Below are 24207 nucleotides of genomic sequence, written 5' to 3'. Positions count from 1 at the left end.
GAACCTCGCATTTCGATCAAGTACGCAGTGTCACCGAGGAGTCAGGAGCGGGGCGGCAGCGGCGGCCTGCGCCGGTCGGGGACGTCGTCGTAACCGGGCGGGGCCGCGGCGGGTTGCTGCTCCAGGAGTTCGAGCGCGATCCGTACGGCGTCGTCGAGCTGGGCGTAGCGGCCCTCAGCCCAGTGGAGCGGCGTCCGCAGGGCCTCGACGTCCGGCGCCACCCCGTGGTTCTCCACGGACCAGCCGTAGACGTCGAACCAGCCCGCGTTCATCGGCACGGTGATCACCGTGCCGTCGCCGAGCGTGTGCCGCCCGGTCATGCCGACGACGCCGCCCCAGGTGCGCTGGCCGACGACCGGTCCGAGGCCGAGGAGCTTGAAGGCCGCGGTGATCATGTCGCCGTCCGACGAGGTCGCCTCGTCCGCCAGCGCGACGATCGGGCCGCGCGGCGCGTTGGACGCGTACGAGACGGGCTGGGCGTTGCGCGTGATGTCCCAGCCGAGGATCTTCCGGGTCAGCTTCTCCACGACGAGTTCGCTGATGTGGCCGCCCGCGTTGCCCCGCACGTCCACGATGAGCGCGGGCCGTGAGACCTCCAGGCGCAGGTCGCGGTTGAACTGGGCCCAGCCGGAGCCGCCCATGTCGGGGATGTGCAGGTAGCCGCACTTGCCGCCGCTCAACTGCCGTACCACCTCACGCCGTTTGGCGACCCAGTCCTGGTAGCGCAGGGGGCGTTCGTTGACGAGGGGGACGATGGCCACGCGCCGCGCGCGGCCCCCGCCCTCCTGCGGCTGGAACGTCAGCTCGACCGTGGTGCCGCCGGCCGCCGCGAGCAGCGGGAAGGGTCCTGCCACGGGGTCGACGGCGCGGCCGTCGATGTGCGTGAGGACCGCGCCCTCGCGGATGCCGGAACCGGCCAGCGGCGAGCGTGCCTTGGAGTCGGAGGAGTCGCCGGGCAGGATGCGCTTGACCGTCCAGCCGTCGTCCCTGCGTACGAGATCGGCGCCGAGCAGGCCCATCGCGCGCTGGTAGTGGGGCGGGCCCTCGTTGCGGCGGGCCGCGGAGACATAGGCGTGGGAGGTGCCCAGCTCGCCGAGGACCTCCCGCAGCAGGTCGGCGAACTCGTCGGGGGACGCCACGCGTTCGACCAGCGGCCGGTACTGGGCGAGCACGGAGTCCCAGTCGATGCCGCACATGTCGGGGTCCCAGAAGTAGGAGCGGATGATCCGGCCCGCCTCCGCGTAGGCCTGACGCCACTCGGCGGCCGGGTCGACCTCGTGCAGGATGCGCCGCAGGTCGATCCAGACCGTGGTGTCGCCGTCGCCCTGCTCGGTGGAGGGCACGGCCGACAGGTCGCCCTCGTCCACGACGACCAGGCGGGAGCCGTCGCCGCTGAGCGCGAACCAGTCGAGGTGGTCGACGAGCTGCGCCTTCTTCGCCTTGGTGATGTTGAAGTGCTCCAGGGTCGGCCGCCCCGACATGTCGGCGGGGTTGGCGAAGGTCTCGCCGAGCGCCCCGGAGATCGGCCAGCGCAGCCAGACCAGGCCGCCGTCGCTGACGGGCTTGAGGGCCGAGTACTTCGACGCGGCGACGGGGAAGGGCGTGACCCGCGCCGCCAGGCCCTCGGTCTCCACGGTCGTCGTGCCGTCCCCGGAGCTGCCCTCGGCCGGGTCGAGGCCGCCGGCCACCGGGCGTCCGTCGGGCAGCAGCGCGAAGGGCGAGGGCGTCGCCGACGACAGCGGCACGAGGTAGGGGCGGCAGCCGAGCGGGAAGGACAGGTCGCCGGTGTGCACGTCGTAGACGGGGTCGAAGCCGCGCCAGGAGAGGAAGGCGAGGTAGCGCCCGTCACGGGTGAAGACCGGGTTCTCGTCCTCGAAGCGGCCGTTGGTGACGTCGACGACCGTACGGGCGCCCGGCCCCTTGACGCGGGCCAGCTTGATCTGGCGCAGGGAGCGCCCCACCCCCGGGTGCGACCAGGTCAGCCAGGCCCCGTCGGGGGAGAACGCCAGGTCGCGCACCGGCCCGTTGACGGACCGGATCAGCTCGGTGACCTCGGCGGGCTCCTCGTCGGGGGAGTCGCCGGCGCCCTCCTCGGCCTCGCGGAGCTCGCCGATCTCGCGGAGCCCGCGGTTCAGGTCGGCGGCGCCCGCGTCGTCGGCGAGGGTGACGAGCAGCAGCCTGCCGTCGTCCGAGGCGACGGCGAGCCGCTGCCCCTCCGGGTCGGACACCAGCTCCAGGACGCGGCCGAGGCCGCCGCTCACCGGCCTGCGCGGCCGCCGGGCACCGCTGGCGCGCGGCAGATAGGCGATCTCCACGGCGTCCTCGCCCTCGGCGTCCGTGACATAGGCGACCTGGCCGCCGGTGCCGAGCATCTCGGGGAGGCGGACCCGTACGCCCGGGGTGTCGGCGATGGTGCGGGCGGGGCCGTCGCGGTGGGTCAGCCAGTAGAGGCTGCCGCGTACGACGACGGCGCTCGCCCGGCCCGTCGCGTCCACGGAGAGCGAGTCGACGTGCTGCGCGGCCGGGACCTGGTAGACCCGCCGCCCGGCGCGCGGCCCGCCGAGCCGGACGTCCAGGCGGCGGGGCCGTGAGTCGGCGGCGAGCGAGTCCACCAGCCAGATGTCACCGGCGCACTGGTAGACGACGCGCGTGCCGTCGCTGGCGGCGTGGCGGGCGTAGAAGGCGTCGTGGTCGGTGTGGCGCCGCAGGCCGGAGCCGTCGGGCAGGCAGGAGTAGAGGTTGCCGACGCCCTCGTGGTCGGAGAGGAACGCGATGCGTCCGGCCACGAACATGGGCGAGTCGAGGTGTCCGTCGAGGTGGCCGAGGATGCGCTTGCCGTGCATCCACAGGCGGCCGGTGGCCCCGCCCCGGTAGCGCTTCCAGGCGGCGGGCTCGTGCGGGGGCTTGCCCGTGAGGAGCAGCGTCTTGCGCTCGCAGTCGCCGTCGGCGAGGGAGTCGGTGACGGCGATGTCGTGGACCGGGCCCCAGGGCAGCCTGCCGCCCGGCGAGCCGTCGAGGGGCACGCTGTAGGCCCAGCAGAGGTGCGAGAACGGCTGTCCGTGCGAGGAGACGGCGAGGACGTCGCCGTCGGGGGACCAGCCGCAGACCCGGGTGTCGGTGCTGCCCCAGTAGGTCAGGCGGCGCGCGGGCCCGCCGTCCACCGGGGCCAGGTGGATCTCCGGGTCGAGGCTGCGCCACGTCGTGTACGCGATGTGGCGGCCGTCCGGCGAGAAGCGGGGGTGCCCCACCTTGGTCCGGTCGACGGTGACCCGCCACGCCCGGTCGGCCGGGGTGCCCTCCGGGGTGAGGGGGGCCACCCAGAGATCGTCCTCGGCGGCGAAGCAGAGGCGGTCGCCGCTGAGGTGCGGAAATCGCAGGTAGGAGTGGTCGGCCTGGGCATCGTCGCGCTCGTCGGTCACCTCACCATGTTTTTCCGCCCCGCAGACCCCGGCAACTTGTGCACCCGTACGCGTCACGGGCGGGGGGACACGAACACGTACGCGCGCGGAACACCGGAGCGGCGGCGACGTGAGCCAGCACACGTACGAAACCGTTTCGTTTCGATAAGACAGGGCATACGATACGGGAGTACGAAAGTACGAAACCGTTTCGTTCAGGGGCAGGAGGCGATGGTCATGGCTGAGGCGGCAACGACGCGGCGCAGCAGGATCACGCCCGAGCGCGAGGCCGAGCTGTACGAGGCCGTGCTCGACCTGCTCCGCGAGGTGGGGTACGACGCGCTCACGATGGACGCCGTCGCCACCCGCACCCGCTCCAGCAAGGCCACCCTCTACCGCCAGTGGGGGAGCAAGCCGGAGCTGATCGCCAGGGCGCTGCGGCACAACAAGCCGGCGTCCCTGGCGGACATCGACACCGGATCGCTGCGCGGCGACCTGAACGAGATGGTGGCCCGCTCGGACGACTGCCAGATGGAGAGGGACGCCGCGCTGATGCGGGGCCTGTTCCACGCCATCCACGACAATCCCGAACTCCACCAGGCGCTGCGGGACCTGCTCATCGAGCCGGAGCTGACCGGCCTGAGCGATCTGCTGCGCAGAGCGGTGGAGCGCGGCGAGGTCGCCGCGGACCATCCCGCGCTCGACTTCGTCGTCCACATGCTGGTGGGCGGTTTCGTCGCCCGTGACCTCATCGAGGACCGCCCGGTCGACCGCGCGTTCCTCGCCTCGTACCTCGACGCCGTGATCTTCCCCGCCCTCGGCGTCTGACCCCCCGCACGCCCCGACCCCGTACCTGACGCGACCGCTCACGTCGTCGGGCTCATCCCCCCTGCCCTGAAGCAACACGACCTGACCGGGAGTACGCCCCCGTGGCAACGTTCCTCTACAAACTCGGCAAACTCGCCTTCCGGCGACGGCACTTCGTCGCCCTGATCTGGGTGGCGCTGCTCACCCTCGCCGGTGTCGGCGCCGCGACCGCGCCCACCGCCGCGTCCAGCAGCTTCTCCATACCCGGCACAGAGGCCCAGAAGGCCTTCGACCTGCTGGAGAAGCGCGCCCCCGAAGCCAGCGCCGACGGCGCGAGCGCCCGCGTCGTCTTCAAGGCACCGGACGGCGAGAAGGTGACCGACCCGGCCAACAAGGCCGAGATCGACAAGACCGTCGCCGCCCTGAAGTCGGGCTCCGACCAGGTCGCCCGCGCGGACAGCCCCTTCGTGGCCAAGACGGTCAGCAAGGACGGCACCACGGCGTACGCCTCGGTCTCGTACAAGGTCTCCTCCATGGAGCTGGCCGACGAGGACCGCGACGCGCTGGAGAAGACCACCGACGACGCGCGCGACTCCGGGCTCACGGTCGAGATCGGCGGTGACGCGCTCCAGGCCATGCCGGAGACCGGGGCCACCGAGGTCATCGGCATCGCGGTCGCCGCGGTCGTCCTCATCATCACCTTCGGCTCGCTGGTCTCGGCAGGGCTTCCGCTGCTCACCGCGCTGATCGGCGTGGGCATCGGTGTCTCCGCCATCACCGCGCTCGCCAACGCCCTGGACCTCGGCACCACCACCTCGACGCTCGCCATGATGATCGGCCTCGCGGTCGGCATCGACTACGCCCTGTTCATCGTCTCGCGCTACCGCGGCGAACTCGCCGACGGGCGTGACCGCGAGGAGGCGGCGGGCCGTGCGGTGGGCACCGCGGGCTCGGCGGTCGTGTTCGCCGGACTCACCGTGGTCATCGCCCTGGTCGGCCTCGCCGTGGTCAACATCCCGATGCTCACCAAGATGGGCGCCGCCGCGGCCGGCACGGTCGTCATCGCCGTCCTCATCGCGCTCACCCTCATCCCGGCGCTGCTCGGGTACGCGGGCAAGCGGGTCATGCCGACGGGCGCGAAGAGCAGGCTGTTCGGCGGCGGCAGGAAGAAGAGCGGGGCTCCCGCGCAGGCCACCGGGGCTTCTGGTGAGGCTTCCGGGGCTTCCGGTGAGGCTTCCGGCGAGGGGAAGCCCAACATGGGCACCCGCTGGGCCCGCTTCGTGGTGCGCCGCCCGGTCACCGTGCTGCTCGTCGGCGTCATCGGTCTGGGCGCCGCCGCCGTCCCGGTCACCCAGCTCGAACTCGGCCTGCCGGACGACGGCGCGCAGCCGACGTCCACCACCCAGCGCAAGGCGTACGACCTGGTCTCCGAGGGCTTCGGCCCCGGCTCCAACGGTCCGCTGATGGTCGTCGGCGATCTCAAGGGCGCCGACGACCCGAAGGCAGCCGCCCAGCGCATCACCAAGACGATCTCCGGCCTCGACGACGTCCAGGCCGTGGCCCCGCCGCAGCTCACCAAGGCGGGCGACACCGCGATCATCAGCGTCGTGCCGTCCTCCAAGCCCAGCGGCATCGAGACCGAGAACCTGGTCCACGCGATCCGCGACGCGGGTCCCGAGATCAGGTCGGGCACGGGCGCCGAGATCATGGTCACCGGCACCACGGCCATGAACATCGACGTCTCGCAGAAGCTCAACGACGCCCTCGTGCCCTATCTGGCACTGGTCGTGGGCCTCGCCTTCCTGCTCCTGATCGTCGTCTTCCGCTCGATCCTGGTCCCGCTCAAGGCGGCCCTCGGCTTCCTGCTCTCGGTCCTCGCGGCCCTCGGCGCGGTCGTCGCGGTCTTCCAGTGGGGCTGGCTCGGCTCGCTCTTCGGCGTCGAGCAGACCGGCCCGGTCATGTCGATGATGCCGATCTTCATGGTGGGCGTGGTCTTCGGCCTCGCGATGGACTACGAGGTGTTCCTCGTGACCCGGATGCGAGAGGCGTACGTCCACGGGGAGCGGCCCGCCCAGGCGGTCGTGACCGGCTTCCGGCACGGGGCCCGGGTGGTCTCGGCGGCGGCCGTCATCATGATCGCGGTCTTCGCGGGCTTCATCGGCTCCGGCGAGCAGATGGTGAAGATGATCGGCTTCGGCCTCGCGATCGCGGTCTTCTTCGACGCCTTCGTGGTCCGCATGGCCCTCGTGCCCGCCGTCCTCGCGCTGCTCGGCAAGAAGGCGTGGTGGCTGCCCAGGTGGCTGGACCGCGCGCTGCCGAACGTCGACGTCGAGGGCGAGGGGCTGCGCACGGCGGCCGAGAAGGACCCCGACGCCGACTCCCGGGAGCTGGCCCGCGTCTGACGGGGGCCAGCGGATGACCGTGGTCAGTGGATGACCAGGGTCAGTGGGTGACAGGGGTGACAGGGGTGACAGGGGTGGCGGTCGTCGCGTAGGTGCGGCGCAGGAAGCGGATGAGTGCCGACGCGTCGAACTGGACGACCGTCACCCCGTCGCCCGCGTGGTGCTCCACGACCGTCTGGACCCGGCCGCACGGCCAGATGTGCACGTCACCGGCGGTGACGGGGGCCCGGAGTCCCTGTTCGAGGAGCTGCCGGGCGAAGGTCCACTCGTGGCCGTCGGGGAGGCCGATCCGCACAGCGTGCGGGTCGGCCTCCGCGTCGTACCGCAGCAGGGCGGGGACGACGCGGTGGCCCTCGGAGGAGTCCGTGACGAGGTGGGCGCGTGCGTACTGCTCGACTGCGGACATCGCTGGACTCCTCGACCGGGCGTGCGTTTTCTACTATTCTCTCCCCCAATGTCCCATATTTACGGCGAGTCACCCCGGCGGGGGTGCGGAGTGCGCGCGCCGGGCGCCGCCGTATCGGGACTGCGGCGCTCTTGCGAACCGTTCGCAACAAGGCCCTATCATTGAACGGCTCAGGAGCGGTCCCCCCAGCCTTTCCCGCTCTCCCTCTCCGCTCCGTCTTTCCGCTCCGTCTTTCCGCTCTGCTTCTCCCCCTGCCCAGGAGCGTGCGCATGCATGTCCCCGACGGATTCATCGATGCTCCCGTCTCCGCCGTCGCCGGGGTCGTGGCGGCGGGCGCCGTGGCGGTCAGCCTCAAGGGCGCGCGGCGCGAGCTCGCGGCCGACGGCGGCGGGGAGCGGACCGCGCCGCTCGCCGGCCTGGTGGCGGCCTTCATCTTCGCCGTGCAGATGCTGAACTTCCCCGTCGCGGCCGGGACCAGCGGACACCTCCTCGGCGGGGCGCTCGCCGCGATCCTCGTGGGGCCCTTCACCGGGGTGCTCTGCGTCTCCGTCGTGCTGCTCCTCCAGGGCGTCCTCTTCGCGGACGGCGGCCTGACCGCGCTCGGCGTCAACATCTCCGACATGGCGCTCGTCACGACCGTGGTGGCCTATCTGGTCTTCCGGGGTCTTGTGAAGGTCCTGCCGCGCGGGCGCCGGTCGATCACCGTCGCCTCGTTCGTCGCGGCGCTGCTGTCGGTGCCCGCCGCCGCGGTCGCCTTCACCCTCATCTACGCGGTGGGCGGCACCACCGACGTCTCCATCGGCAAGGTCGCCACCGCCATGATCGGCGTCCACGTCCTCATCGGCATCGGCGAGGCGGTGATCACCGCCCTGACGGTCGGCGCCGTCGTCGCGGTCCGGCCCGACCTCGTGTACGGGGCGCGCGGCCTGACCGCACCGCTGAAGCTGCGCGTCGGCGGTGAACTGGTGGACGCCCCGGCCGCCGAGCCCGTCGCCGCGGCACCCCGCTCGCACCGGAAGGTGTGGCTCGCGGGCCTCGCGGCCTCCCTCGTCCTCGCGGGCTTCGTCAGCTTCTACGCCTCCGCCGACCCCGACGGCCTGGAGAAGGTCGCCCACGACAAGGGCATCGACAAGAGGGCAGAGGAGCACGCCTACGCGGACTCCCCGCTCGCCGACTACGGCATCAAGGACGTCACCGACGCGCGCCTCTCCGGAGGCCTCGCGGGCGTGATCGGCGTGGGCGTCACGGTGGTCGCGGGCTCAGCGGTCTTCTGGACCCTGCGCCGCCGCCGCACGCCGGACGCGTCGCCTGCGACGGTGCGTGACGCGTCGCCTGCGACGGTGCGTGACGCGTCGCCTTCGGCGGTGCCTGACGCGGAGCCGCCCGAGGCGGAGGCGCTGCGGACTGCCGGGCCCGGGGCTTCGCGTACCGCTCCGACCGGGGCTTCGCGGGCCGGCGGGGCCGAGGCCGCCTCGGCCGGTGAGGTCGGCGTGGAGAGCGCCGCGGGCGAGAAGGGCTGATATGGGGGCGGGACATGCCCATCGGCTTTACCGGCACGGGCACTCGCCGGTGCACGCGCTGCCGCCGCACACCAAGCTGGCCGCGGTCTTCTGCTTCGTCGTCGTGGTCGTCTCCACGCCCCGCGAGGCGATGTGGGCCTTCGCGCTCTACGCCGTGCTGCTCGGGACGGTCGCGTACGCGGCCCGCGTCCCCGCGGGGTTCCTGCTCAAGCGGCTGCTGATCGAGGTCCCGTTCGTGGCCTTCGCCGTGCTCATGCCCTTCGTCGCCGAGGGGGAGCGCATCGACGTACTCGGCATCTCGCTGAGCGTCAACGGCCTCTGGGGCGCCTGGAACGTCCTGGCCAAGGGCACGCTCGGCGTGGCGGCCTCCGTGCTCCTCGCCTCCACCACCGAACTGCGCGACCTCCTGCTCGGCCTCCAGCGGCTCAAGCTGCCGCCGCTGCTCGTCCAGATCGCCTCGTTCATGATCCGCTACGGCGACGTCATCACCGACGAGATGCGCCGCATGAAGATCGCCAGGGAGTCCCGCGGCTTCGAGGCGCGCGGCATGCGGCAGTGGGGCGTCCTCGCCAAATCCGCCGGCGCGCTCTTCATCCGCTCCTACGAGCGCGGGGAGCGCGTCCACCTGGCCATGGTCAGCCGTGGCTACTCCGGTTCGATGCCCGTCATCGACGAGGTGACGGCGTCCCGCGCGCAGTGGACGTACGCACTGACCCTGCCGCTCTGCGCACTCGCCGTATGCCTGTTGGGATGGACGCTGTGACCACACCCCCCTCACTGGACGTCGCCGGACTCGCCTTCGCCTACCCCGACGGACACCAGGCCCTGTTCGGCGTGGACTTCCGCGTCGGGCGCGGCGAGCGCGTCGCCCTGCTCGGGCCGAACGGCGCCGGCAAGACGACCCTCGTACTGCACCTGAACGGCATCCTGACCGGCGGCGCGGGCAGCGTGACGGTCGCCGGGCTGCCCGTGGGCAGGAAGCACATGGCCGAGATCAGGCGCAGGGTCGGCATCGTCTTCCAGGACCCCGACGACCAGCTCTTCATGCCGACGGTCCGCGAGGACGTGGCCTTCGGGCCCGCGGCCGCCGGAATGCGGGGCCCAGAGCTCGAGGCGAGGGTCATGAAGGCCCTCGCCCAGGTCGGCATGGCGGAGTTCGCCGACCGGCTGCCGCACCACCTCTCCTTCGGGCAGCGCCGCAGGGTCGCCGTCGCGACGGTCCTCGTGATGGAGCCGGAGATCCTGGTCCTCGACGAGCCCTCGTCCAACCTCGACCCCGCCTCGCGCCGCGAACTGGCCGACATCCTGCGGTCCCTCGACGTCACCGTCCTGATGGTCACGCACGACTTGCCGTACGCGATGGAGCTCTGCCCCCGGGCCCTGATCCTCAGCGAGGGCGTGATCGCCGCGGACGGCCCGACGGGCGAACTCCTGGCCGACCCGGAGCTGATGGGCAGACACCGCCTGGAACTGCCTTTCGGCTTCGATCCGAAGATGGCGCGGGCGGGAAGGTAGGGAATCGTCGGTCGGTGGCCGCGGTTGTCTTCGGTATGGATGACGTGAGGGACGGTACGGGTCAGGGTCGGACGCCTGGTGCGGTGCGCGGGGTGGTGGCCGCGGGTGTGCGCGGCACGGCTGCCGCCGGTTCCCTGGACGCCGGTGTGCACGGCACCGTGGCCGCCGGTTTCGAACCGGTCAGGGACGCCTTCGTACGCAACTTCGCCGAGCGCGGCGAGCGCGGCGCCGCCGTCACGGTCTACCGCGACGGGCGCAAGGTCGTCGACCTGTGGGGCGGCGCGAAGGACGTCGACGGGGACCCGGCGGCGGGCGACGCCCCGTGGGAGCACGGCACCGCCCAGATCATCCGCTCGGCGACCAAGGGCGTGGCGGCGGCCACGCTGCTCCTGCTGCACCAGCGCGGCGAGCTCGACCTGGACGCCCCGGTCGGCGCCCACTGGCCGGAGTTCAAGGCGCGCGGCAAGGAGCGCGCCCTGGTCCGGCACCTGCTCGCGCACCGCGCCGGAGTGCCCGCCCTGGACCAGCCCCTCACCCCGGCCGAGGCGCTGGACCCGGATCTCGCGGCGGCGGTGGTCGCGGCGCAGGCCCCGTTCTGGGAGCCGGGCACCGACCACGGCTACCACGCGCAGACGTACAGCTGGCTCATCGGTGAACTGGTGCGGCGCGTCACCGGCAGGGCGGTCGGCGAGTGGATCGCGGCCGAGATCGCCGGGCCGCTCGGCCTCGACCTGTGGGTCGGGCTCCCGGACGCGGAGGCGTCCCGCGTCGGCAGGGTCGGCCGCATCGAACCCCCGGCCCCCGCGGGCGGCCTTCGGACACGGCCCCGGCGGAACGTGGCCGAGGCCTACGCGGACCCCGGCTCCCTGACCCGCCGCGCCTTCGGGGCGATAGCCCCGGCCACCGCGGGCCAGGAGCTGTCCCGCCCCGACGAGAACGCCCCGGCCTACCGGGCGGCGGCCCTGCCCGGCGCCAACGGCATCGCCACGGCGGACGGCCTCGCCCGCTTCTACGCCTCGCTGATCGGTGAAGTGGACGGCGGGAGGCGGCTGTTCACGCCGGAGACGGTCGGCCTGGCCCGCGCCGAGGAGTCCTCGGGCCCCGACCGCGTCCTGGTCGTCCCCACCCGCTTCGGCCTCGGCTACATGCTGCACGGCGGCGCCTCCCCGCTCCTGGCCCCCGGCTCCTTCGGCCACCCCGGCAGCGGAGGCGCCCTCGGCTTCGCCGACCCGGAGTCGGGCCTCGCCTTCGGTTACGTGACGAATGGCATGGCCAAGGGGGTCACGGCCGATCCGCGGGCCCAGGCTCTGGTGCGGGCGCTGCGGGCCGCCGCGTCCGGCCCGGCGTACTGACACCGGTGCGCCGCAGCGCCAGCAGCCCGCCGACACCGGGTACGAGGGCGAGCCACCGGGCGGCACCACGCAGGGGCCAGGCGGTGGCGATGGTGACCAGATAGGCCGTGCCGTGCAGCGGACCGAGGAGCGCGGAGGCCGCGGGCGCGTGCACGGTCACGAGGTTGAGGAGCAGCAGGGCGAGCGAGGCGGCTTCGACGGCGGCGGCGACGCGGAGGGTGCGCACGGTTCTCACACTCCCGTGGTGGAGCCGGGCCGGACGATCATCAGGACGGTGACGGTCGCCCAGAGGAGGTTGAAGACGCCGGTGAGCATGGTCAGCCGGGAGGCCGTGGCGCGGGCGGCGCCGGCGTCCTCGCCCGCACCGAGCAGAAGCCGCTGACCGGGCAGGATGGCCATGGCCAGCAGGCCGGCGGCGAGCGCGGTCAGTATCAGCGAGGCGATGAGCCAGGCGTCGCCGAGTACGCCCAGTTGAGCGGCGGTGGCGATGCCGAAGACGGGCACGGCGATCCCGGCGAGCGCGTAGCCGCGGCAGACGCGGTGCAGCAGCGCGGCGACCCCGGCGGCCCGGTCGTTCCGGTCGCCGAGCGCCTGGAGCGCGTACCGCGGGAACATCGAGGCGGCCACGGTGATGGACCCGACGGCGAGGATCGCCGCGAGCACGTGGACGGACAGGAGCAGTTTGGTCACGGGGCCCTCCGGGCGGGACGTACGCGTGGGCGCATGGCGGAACCACGAGATGCGGAACCACGAGATGCGGAACCACGAGATGCGGTGCCGCGAGGTGCGACGCCGCATATGTTGGCTACCAATACATACACTGCCTACGGGTGCGTTGTGTAGGCTGCCTACCCATGAAGGCTGATGCGGTGCGAGGGCACCTCGACGGACTGCTGCTCGCGGTGCTGGAACCCGGCCCGCTGCACGGCTACGCGATCATCGCGGCGGTGCAGCGCCGAAGCGGCGGCGCGCTGGAGCTGCGTACGGGCACGATCTACCCGGCGTTGAACCGCTTGGAGCGGCTGGGTCTGCTGAGCAGCAGTTGGGAGTCGGCGGCGGGGGAGCGGCGCCGCAGGGCGTACGAACTGACCGACGCGGGGCGGGCGACCCTGGCGGGGGAGCGGGCGGCCTGGACGGAGTTCACCGCGGCGATCGGCTCGGTGCTGAACCCCGGCTCCGGCCCTGGCTCCGGCCCCGGTCTCGGCGCGCAGCCGGGCCTGGCCACATGAGTACGACGGTCCGGCGCCCCGCCCCGATCGACGAGTACGTGGCGCAGTTGACGGCGGCTCTGCGGGGCCCGGCGAAGGCCAAGTCCCGCCTGGTCGAGGAGATGCGCGACGGCCTGGTGGACACGGCGGAGGCGCTCGGCGAGGACGGCATGCCCGAGGAGGAGGCGGCCCGCCTGGCGGTACGGGAGTTCGGAACCGTCGAGGAACTGGCCCCCGTCTGCCAACGCGAACTGACCATCGCCCAGGCGCGGCACACCGCCCGCACGGTCGCGCTGACGGCACCCTTCCTGCTCACCTGCTGGCACCTGTCCCGCACGGGGGACCCCCAGGCCCTGGCCTGGCAGACGCTCGCAGCGCACCTGGCCCTGCTCGCGACGCTGGCGGCACTGCTTGCGGCGGCGACCCTGGCCGCCACCGGCACCCTCGCCCGCCGCCTGCCCACGCCGCACCACCTGCCGCTGACGGTCGCCTGGGCCGGCACCACGGCGAGCGCGGCCATGGCGGTGGCGACCCTGTCCCTCGCGATCGCCGCGGCCCTGGCCACGAACTGGCCCCTCCTGGCGGCGGCGGGCACCCTGGCAGCGGCTTCCCACGCGGTAGTGGCAACCTCAGCACGGGCCTGCCGCCGCTGCGTGGGCCTGACCCCCACGGAGCCAATGACCGGCTGACGCCGGGGCGGCTACTCGGCGCGATCGCCCTTCACCCGCCCTTCGCCGCCGGGTGTTCTACCTGGCCTGAGACTTGAGCTGCGAGACGAAGCCGTGCCAAGCGCCTGACGTGAACGCGAGAGCGGGTCCGCATGGGTTCTTGCTGTCACGGATGGCCGTGTGGTGGCTCAGTTCGGCGACCTCCACACAATCACCGCCGGAGGAGCCGCCACCGCTGTAGCTGCTCTTGCGCCATATGACGTCGCCGAGTTCGGGGGCAAGCATGATACGTACCTCGTCTTCCCGATAGTTACAGCTCATGCCGGACTTGCTGGATCAGGTCGAGACTGGCCGCAGGGCTCAGAGCCACCGAACGCAACGAGTCGAAGGCGAGCGTATATCGTCGGGTCTCCTCCTCGGTCTCCATGTGCAAACTGCCAGTGACGTGCTCGACGCACACCACGTCGGAGAAGGCCGGCGTAGGGAACCCGAAAAGGACGAACGCGCCCACCAGGCCCGCGTGAGCCCCAGCGTTGAGCGGAAGTACTTGAACCTCGATGTTGGGACGCTCGGCGAGCACGCACAACCGGTTCAACTGCGGCTGCATGACGCTTGCGCCACCGACATGAGCACGTAGTGCCGCCTCTCCTTGGATGACGGCAAACCTGGGAGCGTCATCCGTCTCAAGGATCTGTTGACGCTGCATGCGAGTGTCCACCAGGTCGTTGACCTGGGAGCTGCTCAACATTTCGGGGTTGCTGCGGTACAACTCGCGCGCGTAGTCGGCGGTTTGTGCGAGTCCGGCGATCAGGAGGGGTTGGTACGAGCGGATGTAGTCGGACGTCTGCTCGTAGTCGATGTGGTCGGCGTACGACGAGAACGTCGCTCCGAGGTTTCGCGTCCACCCCCGCTCTCCGCTCCGCCGTGCCAAGCCCACCAACTCCTCGACGTACGAGGTGTCGACGACGCCATAGAACGTGAGCAGGTCCCGCAACTCACCCAGCGAGATACCGAGCCTGGCGTTCTCTATGCGGCTGATCTTCGTTTTGTGGCACCCGATCCGCTCCGCCGCCTCTTCCATCGACTTCCCTGCCGCCTCGCGTAGTCCGACGAGGAGTGAGGCGAGGCGGCGTCGGCGGACGGTAGGTCGTGGCTGTGACATGTGAGCCCCCTTGCACGCTGTGTTGCGGCCACCAGGTTAGAGCGCCGTGTGGAGGCGCCGAAATGTTTCCAGGTAGTTCGGTTGCGGTTCGAATTGCTTCCAGTGCACTCTGGCGTCGGTCGCTCGCTGTGATGGTCCAATTGCCACAGGGTGACCAAGCGGCCGCGTGGCCGCAGCGGAGACAGGGACCCCCGCGACCGTTGCAGCGGTCCGGGGGCGTGGCCAACGCTTGGAGGAGCGCTGACATGACCCAACTTATCGCCCGCCTCATCGATCCGATGTTGCGGTTCTTTCTTCCGGCGACGGGGCGTCACAGGGAGGAGCTGACCCGCCCGTCCGCCGAAACCGTTCAACTGCCGCTCTACGTCGAGTTGGACGTACTCCGCGGCGAGGACAACGCGCTCGTCCGGCCCTACCTCGTGGCCGACGAACTGCGGTTGCAGCGCCAGCGCAGGCGGGCGCTGTGGCTGGCCGTGCACGGCGTCGATGTCGGGCCCCGGTCCATTCATGGGCTGAGGGTGGCCTGATGGCGACCGGCGAGCGTGACGGAGAAGCCGGGGAAGGGTCGGGTGGTGCCATCGTGCTGCGGTGGCCACGGCACCCTCGGTCGGTGGGCCGGGCGCGGGAGACCCTGCGAAAAGCCCTTGCGGTCTGGGACCTGAGCAACGCGGAGGATGCCGCACTGCTGGTCCTGTCGGAACTGTTCGGCAACGCCGTCGTCCACGGGACGGTTCCGAAGGGGCGAGAGGTGGAGACCCGTTACTTGCGCATGGCCGGAGGCGTACGGATCGAGGTGCATGACACCGCTTGGGAGCTGCCGAGAGTGCTCCCCCTGCCGGACGAGGAAGCTTGCGGTGGACGCGGGCTGTTCCTCGTCGAGGCCTTCGCCGACGGGTGGGGCGTCGCCGAGCGGACCGGGCCGGGGAAGGCGGTGTGGGCGGAGGTCTCGGCGCCGGGGCCTGTGAACGGAACGTAGGGGAGGGGTGGGGGTGCGTCACGGCCAAGCGGCTCGTGGCGCACCGCCCGCCCCACCGCGGTGTGGCCGGTAGCCGAAACAGCCGCTGGCGCCGCCGGACGGCGAAGCTTCCGCTGCCTCAGCCGGTAGCCGCGGCGGCTAGCCCGCGTGCAGCATCAGGCCGATTCCCGCCACCATCAAGCCCGCCGCGACCAGCCGGGGCGCTCCGAAGCGTTCCTTGAAGAAGACCGCGCCGATCACCGCGCCCACGATGATCGAAGACTCGCGCAGGGCGCTGATCGGGGCCAGTTCCGCCTTGGTCTGGGCCCAGAGAACCAGGCCGTAGGCCGCCACCGAGAGGGCCGCGCCCAGGAGGCCCACCTTCGCGAAGGGGCGCAGGCGGGGGAACAGTTCGCCGCGCCAGCGCCACGCCGCGTAGAGCGGGATCGCCACGCCCTCCAGGATCATCAGCCACGCGATGTAGCCCATCGAGGAGCCGGAGGCCCGGACGCCGAGGCCGTCCACCACCGTGTACGCGGCGATCGAGACACCCGTGGCCAGGGCCGCGGTGAGCGCCGGCCAGTCCGGGCGGCGCCCTGAACCCCGTATGCCCCACAGCGCGAGACCCGTGAGCCCCGCGCACGAGACCGCCACGCCCGCCGCCTGCCAGCCGTCGGGGATCTCGCCCGCGAAGACCGCCGCGAGGACGGTGACGACCAGCGGTGCCGTGCCGCGCGCGATGGGGTACGCCTGGCCGAAGTCGCCCAGCTTGAAGGAACGCATCAGCAGGGCGTAGTAGCCGACGTGCACGGCCGCCGAGATGAGCAGGTACGGCCAGGCCCCGGCCGCCGGGAACGGGACGAACGGGGAGAGGAGGACACCTATCAGCAGGCCGCCGCCCGAGATCAGCGTGAAGCCGACCAGCTTGTCGGTGATGTGGTGGGCTATCGCGTTCCAGCACGCGTGCGTGACGGCGGCCAGCAGGACCGCCGACGCCACGAGGGGGGTCACTCGGACGTCTCGCGCACGTCCACCAGCGTGGCGCCCGCCTGGGCGATCAGCGTCTTGGGGTCGGTCGGGAAGACGGCATAAGGGGTGCCTGCCGCTGCCCACACCTCGTCGTGACGGAGGAGCGAGCGGTCGGCCAGGACCCTCGTCCGGTTCGCGTGGCCGAAGGGCGGGACGCCGCCGATCGCGTACCCCGTCGTCTCCTTGACCACGTCCGCCTTGGCCCGCGTGACCTTCTCCGCGCCCAGTTCCCCGCGGACGAGTTCCAGGTCGACGCGGGACGCGCCGTCCATCAGGACGAGGACCGGTACGCCGTCCGCCGCGAAGATCAGGGACTTGCAGATCTGGCTCAACTCGCAGCCCACGGCGGCCGCGGCCTCCTGTGCGGTACGGGTCTGCTCGGGGAAGCGGCGGACCCGGCCGAGCAGCTCGGCCAGGCCCAGTTCGCGCAGGGCGGCGGCGAAACGGGGGTGCGCCGCGGACGCCGCGGAAGACGCGGAAGACGCGGAAGACGCGGACGCCTCGGCGGGGCCGGAGGACTCGGCGGGCTCGGATTCAGTAGCGCTCATGCCCCCGCACGCTAGCGGTCCGTGTACGGGGCATGCGACCACGTATCCGTATAGCGGACACGCCGCCCCGGTGGCGAGCGGAACCACCCGCCCCGGGTCCCGGAACCACCCGCCCCGGGACGCGGAGCCCACCCGCCCCGGGACGCGGAGCCCACCCGCCCCGCGGGCGAAGCCGCCCCCAGCCCCCTCAGTCCCCCGCCAACAGCATCGCCCGCACCACGGGCCCCGCCGACTCGCCGCCGTGGCCGCCCTGCTGGACGACCGCCGCCGACGCCAGGTCGCCCCGGTACGCGGTGAACCAGCCGTTCGGCTTCTTCTGGCCGTCGACCTCCGCCGAGCCGGTCTTGGCGCCCATGTCGGAGCCGAGGCCCGACATCGGCTTGACCGCCGTACCCGCCACCGCCGTGTGGTGCATGAGCTCGCGCAGCGCCGAGACCGTGGCACCCGACATCTTGCGCGGCGCCGTCGCCAGCTCGCGGTCGTCGATGTCGGGCGAGACCAGGTACGGCTGCCGGAACGTGCCCGACTTCACCGTCGCCGCCACCGACGCCATGTTCAGCGGGTTCATCCGCACCCCGCCCTGCCCGATCAGCGAGGCCGCCATCTGGGCCTGCGACTGCACGGGCACCGCGCCGTCGAAGGTCGGCACACCGATCGACCAGTTGTCGCGGCCGAGCCCGAAGACGTCCTGCGCCTGCTTGGTCAGGGAGTCGTTCTCCAGCTTCTTCGCCTGGCTGATGAAGGCCGTGTTGCAGGAGCGCGCGAAGCTGTCGCGGAACGTGCCGCCCTTGATCTGGAACTTGTCGTCGTTCTGGAACTTCCAGCCGCCGTACGTCGAGTACTTGGGGCACGGGTGCTTCTTGTCGACCCCGGCGAGTTTCTTCTCCAGGAGCATCGACGCGCTGACGACCTTCATCGTCGAGCCGGGCGCCAGCGACCCCTGGAAGGCCACGTTGAACCCCGTGGGGTTGGAGTTGGCCGCGGCCAGGATCTCGCCCGTGCTCGGCTTGACGACCACGACCGACGCCCGCTGCCGCTTGGCCGTCTCGCGCTCCGCCGCCGCCTGGAGCGACGGGCTGAACGTGGTCTTCAGCGTGCCGGGCGTGCCGGGGGAGAGCGTCAGGAGCGTCTTGTCCGGTGCCGACTCCGCGTCGTCCTTCTTCACGCTCGCCGACCCGTCCGCGGACTTGGCGGGCTTCTCGTCGTCCGCCCGCACCACGCGCAGCTCGACGCCCGCCCTGCCGCCCGCCTTCTTGCCGTACTTCTCCCTGAGCCCGTCGAGGACCGTGCCCAGCGACGGGTACTTCGCCGCCGTCAGCTCGCCGCCGTCGCGGTCCACGGCCTTGATCGGCGGGTCGCCCGCCTCGCCCGTGACGAGCCGGTCGCCCTCCTTCAGCTCCGGGTGCACCACGGAGGGCCGCCAGCCGACCAGCGTCTTCCCGTCGCTCTTCCTGCGCACGACCGTCAACTCGGACTCGTAGGCCAAGGACTTGCTCTTGCCCTTGTACGAGACGGTGGCGGCCGCCTTGAACGGCACCTCGGCGCCCGACCGCTTGCCCGGCGTCAGCACGGCCTTCGTGAAGTGCCCGTCCTCGCGGAACGAGGTCAGGGCCTCCTTCGCCGCCGCACGGTCGTCCGTGAGCGCCGACGCCTTGGCGACGTCACCCTCCGCCCATGCCGCGAGGAACCCCCGCGCGGTGGCGCGGACCTCCGCCGCGGTCGGCGGCCCCGTGGCCACCTGCTTCCCGTCGTCGCCAGGACCGTCCGCCGCGCCGGAGAGCGCGAACGCCGCGGCCCCCACCCCGCACACGACGACGGCCGCCGCCCCGCCGAGCACACCGGGGTGCACCCTTCCGCCCCTGATGCCGACGCTTCTGCGCTCGCTGGCGCGCCTTCGCTTGCCCACAAACCCTCCGCTGTTCCCCAGAGCCCCCAAGCTCCTCAACCGAAAGCAACCTTAGAGGCGCACGGAGAAGCCCTTGACCACTTCGCCGCCCGGCCTGACGGCCCCCGGGCGGGCCCTTTACCCTGCTCGCAGTACGTCGGCGACGATCGGCCCCGCCGCGTCGCCGCCGTGCCCGCCCCGCTGCGTCATGGCCGCCGCGGCGACATCGCCCCGGTAGCCGGTGAACCAGCTGTCGGACTTCTCCTGGCCGTCCACGTCCGCCGAACCCGTCTTCGCCCCGGTGTCCCCGCCGAGCGAGGCCATGACGCGCGCCCCGGTGCCGCTCACCGCCGTGCGGTGCATCATCTGCCGAAGCTGGGCCACCGTGGACGCCTTCAGACCGTCGGCGGTGGCAAGGTCGCGGCCGTCGAGCGAGCGCGGCACGATCACCGGCTGCCGGAACGTGCCGGTCTTCGCCGTCGCCGTCACCGACGCCATGGCCAGCGGGCTCATCTGGACCTGGCCCTGACCGATGGCGTTGGCCGCGCGGTCCGGCCCCGGCGACGCGGGCACCGAGCCCTCGAAGGACGGCAGGCCGACCTTCCAGTCACCCCTGCCGAGACCGAACTTGTCCTGCGCCTCCTCGGTGAGGGAGGAGTCCGTGACGCCGTCCTCGTCGATGAGCTTCACGAAAGCGGTGTTGCAGGAGCGCGCGAAGTCGTCCGCGAACGTGGCGGACTCGTCCGGTGCCAGCCCCTTGAGGTTGTTGATCGTGTGGCTCTGCCAGGTCGCGCTGGGCGGGCACGGCGCGGTGCCGCCGGCCGTGGTGACACCCTTGTCGATCAGCATCGCCGCCGTCACGATCTTCATGGTCGAGCCGGGCATCACCTTGCCCTCGAACGCCGCGTTGAAGGCGTCCTTGCGGTTGTTGGCGACGGCGAGCACCTCGCCGGTGCTCGGCCGCACCGCCACCACGGACGACTCGTCGTACCGCAGCACCGCACGCTCGGCGGCCTTCTGCACGCCCGCGCTCAGCGTCGTACGCAGCTTGCCGGGCTTGCCCTCGGAGAGCGTGAGCAGGGTGCGCACGGCATCCTCGGAGCCCTCGCGCCGCACGTACAGCTCCACGCCGGGGGTGCCGCCCGCCTTGTCCCCGTACCGCCGCCGCAGCTCGTCGAGGAGCGGGCCGAGCGAGGGGTTGGCCTTCTTGCTCAGGACGGTGCCCGCGCGGTCCACCGCCCGGACGGGCGGGGTGGGCGCCTCGCCCGTGGCCAGGGAGTCACCCTTCTCCAGGGAGGGGTGGACCACCGACGCCCGCCAGTCGACGAGGGCGCGCCCCGTGGTCTTCCCGCGCACCACGGTCAGCTCGGAGTCGTAGGCGAGCGGCTTGCTCCTGCCCTTGTACGACACCGTGGCCGACACGGCGAACGGGACCCTCTCGCCGGCCGCCCGCTTCGGGGTCAGCTTGACCTTCGTCAGGTGCGCGTCCTCGCGGTAGCCGGTCAGGGCGAGCTTGGCGGCCTCGCGGTTGTTGGTGTACCCGGCGGCCTGCCCGGCGTCCCCCTCCGCCCACGCGGCGAGGAACTTCTTCGACGTCTCGCGCACCTCGGCGTCGGACAGCGGGCCCGACCGCACCTCCGTACCGTCCGATCCCGATCCCGCGGCGGAACCGCCGTTGCCCGAAAGGCCGTTCACGAGGTTGTACGTGCCGTACCCCGCGCCCCCCACCATGACGGCGAAGACTCCGCCGACCAGCGCGACCTTGACTCCTTTGCGCACGATTGCGATCCCCTCCCCAGGAGCCTTTCCGAAGTATTTTCGGAAAGGTCATACGTGATCGACCCTAATGGGGCGGTGGGGAAGCACGGGTCGGCCGTTACCCGAAGGTGTCCATCCTGGAATGCGGGTGACCGGTTCTGTCCGTCAGACCCACGTATCGAGCCACATCCGTGACCGCCAGGAGTCGATGGGAATGGAATGGCCGGTGTAGATCGGCCAGAAGTAAATGAAGTTCCAGAAGATGAGCAGGACCAGGACGCCCGAAGCGGCGGCTCCCACGACGCGGCGCCGCTCGCCGGACCCCGGCGGGCCGAGGACCGCGCCGATCAGCATCGCGAGCGCCAGGCAGAGGAACGGCACGAAGACGACCGCGTAGAAGAAGAAGATCGTCCGCTCCTGGTAGAAGAACCAGGGCAGATAGCCCGCCACCACCCCGCACAGGATCGCGCCGGCCCGCCAGTCGCGCCGGAAGGCCCACCGCCACAGGACGTAGAGCAGCGCGAAGGCCGCCGCCCACCACAGCAGCGGCGTGCCGAGCGCGAGGACCTCGCGGGCGCACTTCTCCGTGGTGTCCGCGGGGCAGCCGTCGCGGCCGGGCGCCGGGGACTCGTAGAAGTACGAGACGGGCCTGCCGTCGACGATCCAGCTCCAGGGGTTGGACTGGTACGTGTGCGGCGACGAGAGGCCGACGTGGAACTCGTACACCGCGTGCTCGTAGTGCCACAGGCTGCGCAGCCAGTCCGGCAGCCACGTCCAGTCCCCGCCCCGGCCGGCCGTCGCCGCCCAGTCGCGGTAGTAGCCGCCGGAGCCGTCGCTCGGCGAGAGGATCCAGCCGAGCCAGGACACGAGGTACGTGGCGAGGGCCACCGGCACCGTCGAGACGAACGCCGGGAGCACGTCCCTGCGCAGGACCGCGCGGTAGGGGTGCGCCGCGCCGGCGACGCGGCGCGCCCCGACGTCCCAGAGGACCGTCATCAGGCAGAGGAGGACCATCACGTACAGGCCGTTCCACTTGGTCCCGAAGGCCAGGCCCAGGCAGAGACCCGCCGCCCACCGCCACGGCCGCCACCCCAGGCGCAGCGTCTGCGCGACCTCCACGTCCGGGCGTACGATCCCGTCCCCGTCGACCGGCAGCGCGGCGGCGAGCCGCGCCCTGGCCTTGTCGCGGTCGATCAGGAAGCACCCGAAGGCGGCCAGCACGAAGAACATCAGGACCTGGTCGAGCAGCGCGGTCCTGGACATCACGAAGTGCAGGCCGTCCACCGCGAGCAGCGCGCCCGCCAGGCAGCCGAGGAACGTGGAGCGGAAGAGCCGCCGCCCGATCCGGCAGAGCATCAGGACGGACAGGGTGCCGAGCACCGCCGTCATGAACCGCCAGCCGAACGGGTCGAAGCCGAACAGCCACTCGCCGACGCCGATCACGTACTTGCCGACCGGCGGATGCACCACGTACGCCGCCTCGTGCGGGATGGCGATGTCACCGCCCTGCCGCAGCACGTCGTCGTTGATCTTCTCCGGCCAGTTGACCTCGAAGCCGCGGTGGATGAGCGCCCAGGCGTCCTTCGCGTAATACGTCTCGTCGAATATCACGGCCTTCGGATTGCCGAGGTTCCAGAACCGCGCCACCCCGGCGACCAGCGTGACGAGCAGCGGCCCGAGCCAGGCCGACCAGCGCACCAGCTTGTCCGCGCCCGTCCTCGACACCCCGAGCGCCGTCCACAGCCGGGGACCCGGCTGTGTGTACGGGGGCACGAGCCGCGCCGACACGTCCCTTCCCGGCCGCACCACGTGCCCGAATCGGCGCAGCCGCCGCTGCCACGAGAGCTGCTGCTCCTCGGCCTGCTGGCCCTCGCGGGTGTCCGGGGAAGACGCGGTACTGGTCACCGCGCCATCGTAGGGAACCCGACTGTGCGAGTCCCGCCCGCAGGCCCTGCGAGGATGGATCCGTGACAGGAAGCGCAGATTCACCCGGAACCCTCGTACTGGCGGGCACGCCCATCGGCGATGTCGCCGACGCCCCGCCGCGTCTCGCCACCGAACTGGAGGCGGCCGACGTCGTCGCCGCCGAGGACACCCGCCGCCTGCGCCGCCTCACGCAGGCGCTCGGCGTGCAGGTCGGCGGGCGCGTCGTGTCGTACTTCGAGGGCAACGAGTCGGCGCGCACGCCCGAACTCGTCGAGGCCCTCGCGGGCGGCGCGCGGGTGCTCCTGGTGACGGACGCCGGGATGCCCTCGGTCTCCGACCCCGGCTACCGCCTCGTCGCGGCGGCCGTGGAGCGGGACATCCGGGTGACGGCCGTGCCGGGCCCCTCGGCCGTGCTCACCGCGCTCGCCCTCTCCGGCCTGCCGGTCGACCGCTTCTGCTTCGAGGGCTTCCTGCCGCGCAAGGCGGGCGAGCGGCTCGCGCGCCTGAAGGAGGTCGCCGACGACCGCAGGACGCTGGTCTACTTCGAGGCACCGCACCGCATCGACGACACGCTCGCCGCGATGGCCGAGGCGTTCGGCGACGAGCGCAGGGCCGCCGTCTGCCGCGAGCTGACCAAGACGTACGAAGAGGTCAAGCGGGGTCCGCTGAAGGAGCTCGCCGAGTGGGCCGCCGACGGAGTGCGCGGCGAGATCACCGTCGTCGTCGAGGGCGCCCCCGAGAAGAGCGCCGGCGAACTCGGCCCCGACGAGCTGGTGCGCAGGGTGCGCGTGCGCGAGGAGGCGGGGGAGCGACGCAAGGAGGCGATCGCCGCCGTCGCCGCGGAGGCGGGCCTTCCCAAGCGTGAGGTCTTCGATGCGGTCGTGGCGGCAAAGAATGCGGATCGGAGCGGCCCATCAGCGGGCAAAGGACTATCGTGAAAGGCAAAGCGTGAGCCGCGCACCAGTCATTTCTGCCATGAAATAGTTAAATCGGCTCCAATGCTCGACAGACCTGATGCGCCGGCTCGGGGAAAAGCGTCCACTGGTTGAAGGGACGTACCCGTTCCCAGGCTGCCGGGTCCAGGGCCGCTCCCTCATCCGGCAGTGCTTGTCCCACGGGCAAGAGGAGCACTGGCATGAGTGAGATCGCAGATACCGGCCAGCCCATCACGGGCCCCGCGACAAACCCCGCTACGGCGCTCAACGTCGTTCAGGAGTCGTATGCCTTCGCCTGCATGCGCTGCGGGCACGGCTGGGAGCAGTCCTACGAGATCGAGCATCACGTGGACGGCCAGGGCCAGCAGTTCGTGAGGTACCTGGCGGACGGGCGGCACGTGCCGTCGCCGCTGTCCCGTCCCACCTGTCTCAACTGCGGTGGCCATGTCGTGCGGATCATGCGGGCGGGGCAGGTGTCCTCAGTGCTCGACTGCATGCGGCGGCAGCGGGAGGGCGGTGGCCGTGGGGGCGGTGGCCGTGAGGCCGGCGGCGTGGGGAAGCAGGCCGGGCCGGTCGAGCCGGTGGGGGCCAGTGCGGCCGCGGGCTCCGGGGGTTCCGGGGGTTCTGAGGGGCGGGGGCGCCATCCGTGGCACCTCTCGGACCTGCTGCATCCCTTCGCCCACCGCAGGGGGCAGTGAGCCGTCCGTAAGCCGTCCGCCTCGGAGCGAGGGCC

Annotated in this window: 22 protein-coding genes and 1 pseudogene; 12 read left to right on the top strand and 11 right to left on the bottom strand. The window is 71.9% G+C overall.

Features of this window, described 5'->3' with window-relative positions:
• Positions 1 to 41: 41 nt before the first annotated feature.
• The gene (locus ACZ6JY_RS13525) at positions 42 to 3419 is read right to left on the bottom strand and encodes a S41 family peptidase (RefSeq protein ID WP_469195464.1); all 3378 of its coding nucleotides are present in this window, start codon (positions 3417 to 3419) and stop codon (positions 42 to 44) included.
• 216 nt (positions 3420 to 3635) lie between these two features.
• Between ACZ6JY_RS13525 and ACZ6JY_RS13520 the strand changes: the two genes are divergently transcribed.
• Together ACZ6JY_RS13520 and ACZ6JY_RS13515 are read left to right on the top strand one after the other, a co-directional pair.
• On the top strand, positions 3636 to 4226 hold the full coding sequence (locus ACZ6JY_RS13520; protein ID WP_469195462.1) for a TetR/AcrR family transcriptional regulator: 591 nt from the start codon (positions 3636 to 3638) through the stop codon (positions 4224 to 4226).
• A gap of 101 nt (positions 4227 to 4327) precedes the next feature.
• Positions 4328 to 6607 (top strand): MMPL family transporter, encoded by a 2280-nt coding sequence (locus ACZ6JY_RS13515; RefSeq protein ID WP_469195460.1) that lies wholly within the window; start codon positions 4328 to 4330, stop codon positions 6605 to 6607.
• A gap of 40 nt (positions 6608 to 6647) precedes the next feature.
• Here ACZ6JY_RS13515 and ACZ6JY_RS13510 read toward each other — a convergent pair whose 3' ends face one another.
• Positions 6648 to 7013 carry an SsgA family sporulation/cell division regulator gene (locus tag ACZ6JY_RS13510; RefSeq protein ID WP_469195458.1) on the bottom strand — a complete coding sequence of 122 codons (366 nt, stop codon included), beginning with the start codon at positions 7011 to 7013 and terminating at the stop codon, positions 6648 to 6650.
• Positions 7014 to 7282: 269 nt separating this feature from the next.
• On the opposite strand from ACZ6JY_RS13510, the pseudogene ACZ6JY_RS13505 reads away from it, so the two are divergent.
• The 4 genes and pseudogenes from ACZ6JY_RS13505 to ACZ6JY_RS13490 all read left to right on the top strand — a co-directional run.
• Positions 7283 to 8329 (top strand): annotated as a pseudogene (locus tag ACZ6JY_RS13505) (energy-coupling factor ABC transporter permease); the annotation flags it as partial.
• A 205-nt stretch (positions 8330 to 8534) separates the two neighbouring features.
• Positions 8535 to 9296, top strand: coding sequence for a cobalt ECF transporter T component CbiQ (gene cbiQ / locus ACZ6JY_RS13500; protein ID WP_469195456.1), 762 nt, complete (start codon positions 8535 to 8537; stop codon positions 9294 to 9296).
• Entirely contained in the window at positions 9284 to 10048 is a 765-nt protein-coding gene (locus ACZ6JY_RS13495) for an energy-coupling factor ABC transporter ATP-binding protein (RefSeq protein WP_469195454.1), read from the top strand. The genes cbiQ and ACZ6JY_RS13495 overlap by 13 nt, the downstream gene beginning before the upstream one ends.
• Positions 10049 to 10182: 134 nt before the next feature.
• Positions 10183 to 11400 carry a serine hydrolase domain-containing protein gene (locus ACZ6JY_RS13490; RefSeq protein WP_469196128.1) on the top strand — a complete coding sequence of 406 codons (1218 nt, stop codon included), beginning with the start codon at positions 10183 to 10185 and terminating at the stop codon, positions 11398 to 11400.
• On the opposite strand, the gene ACZ6JY_RS13485 is transcribed toward ACZ6JY_RS13490, so the two are convergent.
• Together ACZ6JY_RS13485 and ACZ6JY_RS13480 are read right to left on the bottom strand one after the other, a co-directional pair.
• Positions 11330 to 11626, bottom strand: coding sequence for a DUF3817 domain-containing protein (locus ACZ6JY_RS13485; protein ID WP_469195452.1), 297 nt, complete (start codon positions 11624 to 11626; stop codon positions 11330 to 11332). The two genes, ACZ6JY_RS13490 and ACZ6JY_RS13485, sit on opposite strands and share 71 nt — an antisense overlap.
• Before the next feature lie 5 nt (positions 11627 to 11631).
• Complete coding sequence (locus tag ACZ6JY_RS13480) at positions 11632 to 12090, bottom strand: hypothetical protein (protein ID WP_469195451.1); 459 nt, start codon at positions 12088 to 12090, stop codon at positions 11632 to 11634.
• 164 nt (positions 12091 to 12254) lie between these two features.
• Here ACZ6JY_RS13480 and ACZ6JY_RS13475 point away from each other — a divergent pair, with 164 nt between their 5' ends.
• Together ACZ6JY_RS13475 and ACZ6JY_RS13470 are read left to right on the top strand one after the other, a co-directional pair.
• A complete protein-coding gene (locus tag ACZ6JY_RS13475) occupies positions 12255 to 12629 on the top strand; it encodes a PadR family transcriptional regulator (protein ID WP_469195449.1) in 375 nt (124 codons plus the stop codon).
• Positions 12626 to 13297 carry a permease prefix domain 1-containing protein gene (locus ACZ6JY_RS13470; RefSeq protein WP_469195447.1) on the top strand — a complete coding sequence of 224 codons (672 nt, stop codon included), beginning with the start codon at positions 12626 to 12628 and terminating at the stop codon, positions 13295 to 13297. Before ACZ6JY_RS13475 ends, ACZ6JY_RS13470 begins: the two co-directional genes overlap by 4 nt.
• A gap of 57 nt (positions 13298 to 13354) precedes the next feature.
• Here ACZ6JY_RS13470 and ACZ6JY_RS13465 read toward each other — a convergent pair whose 3' ends face one another.
• On the bottom strand, positions 13355 to 13561 hold the full coding sequence (locus tag ACZ6JY_RS13465) for a DUF397 domain-containing protein (RefSeq protein WP_469195445.1): 207 nt from the start codon (positions 13559 to 13561) through the stop codon (positions 13355 to 13357).
• Between the two features lie 25 nt (positions 13562 to 13586).
• Positions 13587 to 14438 carry a helix-turn-helix domain-containing protein gene (locus ACZ6JY_RS13460; protein ID WP_469195443.1) on the bottom strand — a complete coding sequence of 284 codons (852 nt, stop codon included), beginning with the start codon at positions 14436 to 14438 and terminating at the stop codon, positions 13587 to 13589.
• Between the two features lie 245 nt (positions 14439 to 14683).
• Between ACZ6JY_RS13460 and ACZ6JY_RS13455 the strand changes: the two genes are divergently transcribed.
• Both ACZ6JY_RS13455 and ACZ6JY_RS13450 read left to right on the top strand, forming a co-directional pair.
• The gene (locus ACZ6JY_RS13455) at positions 14684 to 14965 is read left to right on the top strand and encodes a hypothetical protein (protein WP_469195441.1); all 282 of its coding nucleotides are present in this window, start codon (positions 14684 to 14686) and stop codon (positions 14963 to 14965) included.
• Positions 14965 to 15414, top strand: coding sequence for an ATP-binding protein (locus tag ACZ6JY_RS13450; protein ID WP_469195439.1), 450 nt, complete (start codon positions 14965 to 14967; stop codon positions 15412 to 15414). The genes ACZ6JY_RS13455 and ACZ6JY_RS13450 overlap by 1 nt, the downstream gene beginning before the upstream one ends.
• A 138-nt stretch (positions 15415 to 15552) precedes the next feature.
• On the opposite strand, the gene ACZ6JY_RS13445 is transcribed toward ACZ6JY_RS13450, so the two are convergent.
• The 5 genes from ACZ6JY_RS13445 to ACZ6JY_RS13425 all read right to left on the bottom strand — a co-directional run bounded on the left by ACZ6JY_RS13445 (position 15553) and on the right by ACZ6JY_RS13425 (position 22518).
• Positions 15553 to 16404 (bottom strand): EamA family transporter, encoded by an 852-nt coding sequence (locus tag ACZ6JY_RS13445; protein WP_469195437.1) that lies wholly within the window; start codon positions 16402 to 16404, stop codon positions 15553 to 15555.
• A complete protein-coding gene (locus ACZ6JY_RS13440) occupies positions 16401 to 16970 on the bottom strand; it encodes a YbaK/EbsC family protein (protein WP_469195436.1) in 570 nt (189 codons plus the stop codon). The genes ACZ6JY_RS13445 and ACZ6JY_RS13440 overlap by 4 nt, the downstream gene beginning before the upstream one ends.
• A 187-nt stretch (positions 16971 to 17157) precedes the next feature.
• Positions 17158 to 18876 (bottom strand): penicillin-binding transpeptidase domain-containing protein, encoded by a 1719-nt coding sequence (locus ACZ6JY_RS13435; protein ID WP_469195434.1) that lies wholly within the window; start codon positions 18874 to 18876, stop codon positions 17158 to 17160.
• 117 nt (positions 18877 to 18993) lie between these two features.
• Positions 18994 to 20634: a penicillin-binding transpeptidase domain-containing protein gene (locus ACZ6JY_RS13430; protein ID WP_469195432.1), complete on the bottom strand. Its 1641-nt coding sequence runs from the start codon at positions 20632 to 20634 to the stop codon at positions 18994 to 18996.
• Between the two features lie 144 nt (positions 20635 to 20778).
• Entirely contained in the window at positions 20779 to 22518 is a 1740-nt protein-coding gene (locus tag ACZ6JY_RS13425; protein WP_469195430.1) for a dolichyl-phosphate-mannose--protein mannosyltransferase, read from the bottom strand.
• A gap of 62 nt (positions 22519 to 22580) precedes the next feature.
• On the opposite strand from ACZ6JY_RS13425, the gene rsmI reads away from it, so the two are divergent.
• Positions 22581 to 23477 (top strand): 16S rRNA (cytidine(1402)-2'-O)-methyltransferase, encoded by an 897-nt coding sequence (rsmI, locus tag ACZ6JY_RS13420; RefSeq protein ID WP_469195428.1) that lies wholly within the window; start codon positions 22581 to 22583, stop codon positions 23475 to 23477.
• A 197-nt stretch (positions 23478 to 23674) separates the two neighbouring features.
• On the top strand, positions 23675 to 24172 hold the full coding sequence (locus ACZ6JY_RS13415; RefSeq protein WP_469195426.1) for a hypothetical protein: 498 nt from the start codon (positions 23675 to 23677) through the stop codon (positions 24170 to 24172).
• Positions 24173 to 24207: the final 35 nt, after the last annotated feature.

Source organism: Streptomyces sp. NPDC046335, assembly GCF_055587985.1.
The sequence above is the reverse complement of the archived record's forward strand: the minus strand, read 5'-3'. Positions and strand labels throughout refer to the sequence as shown.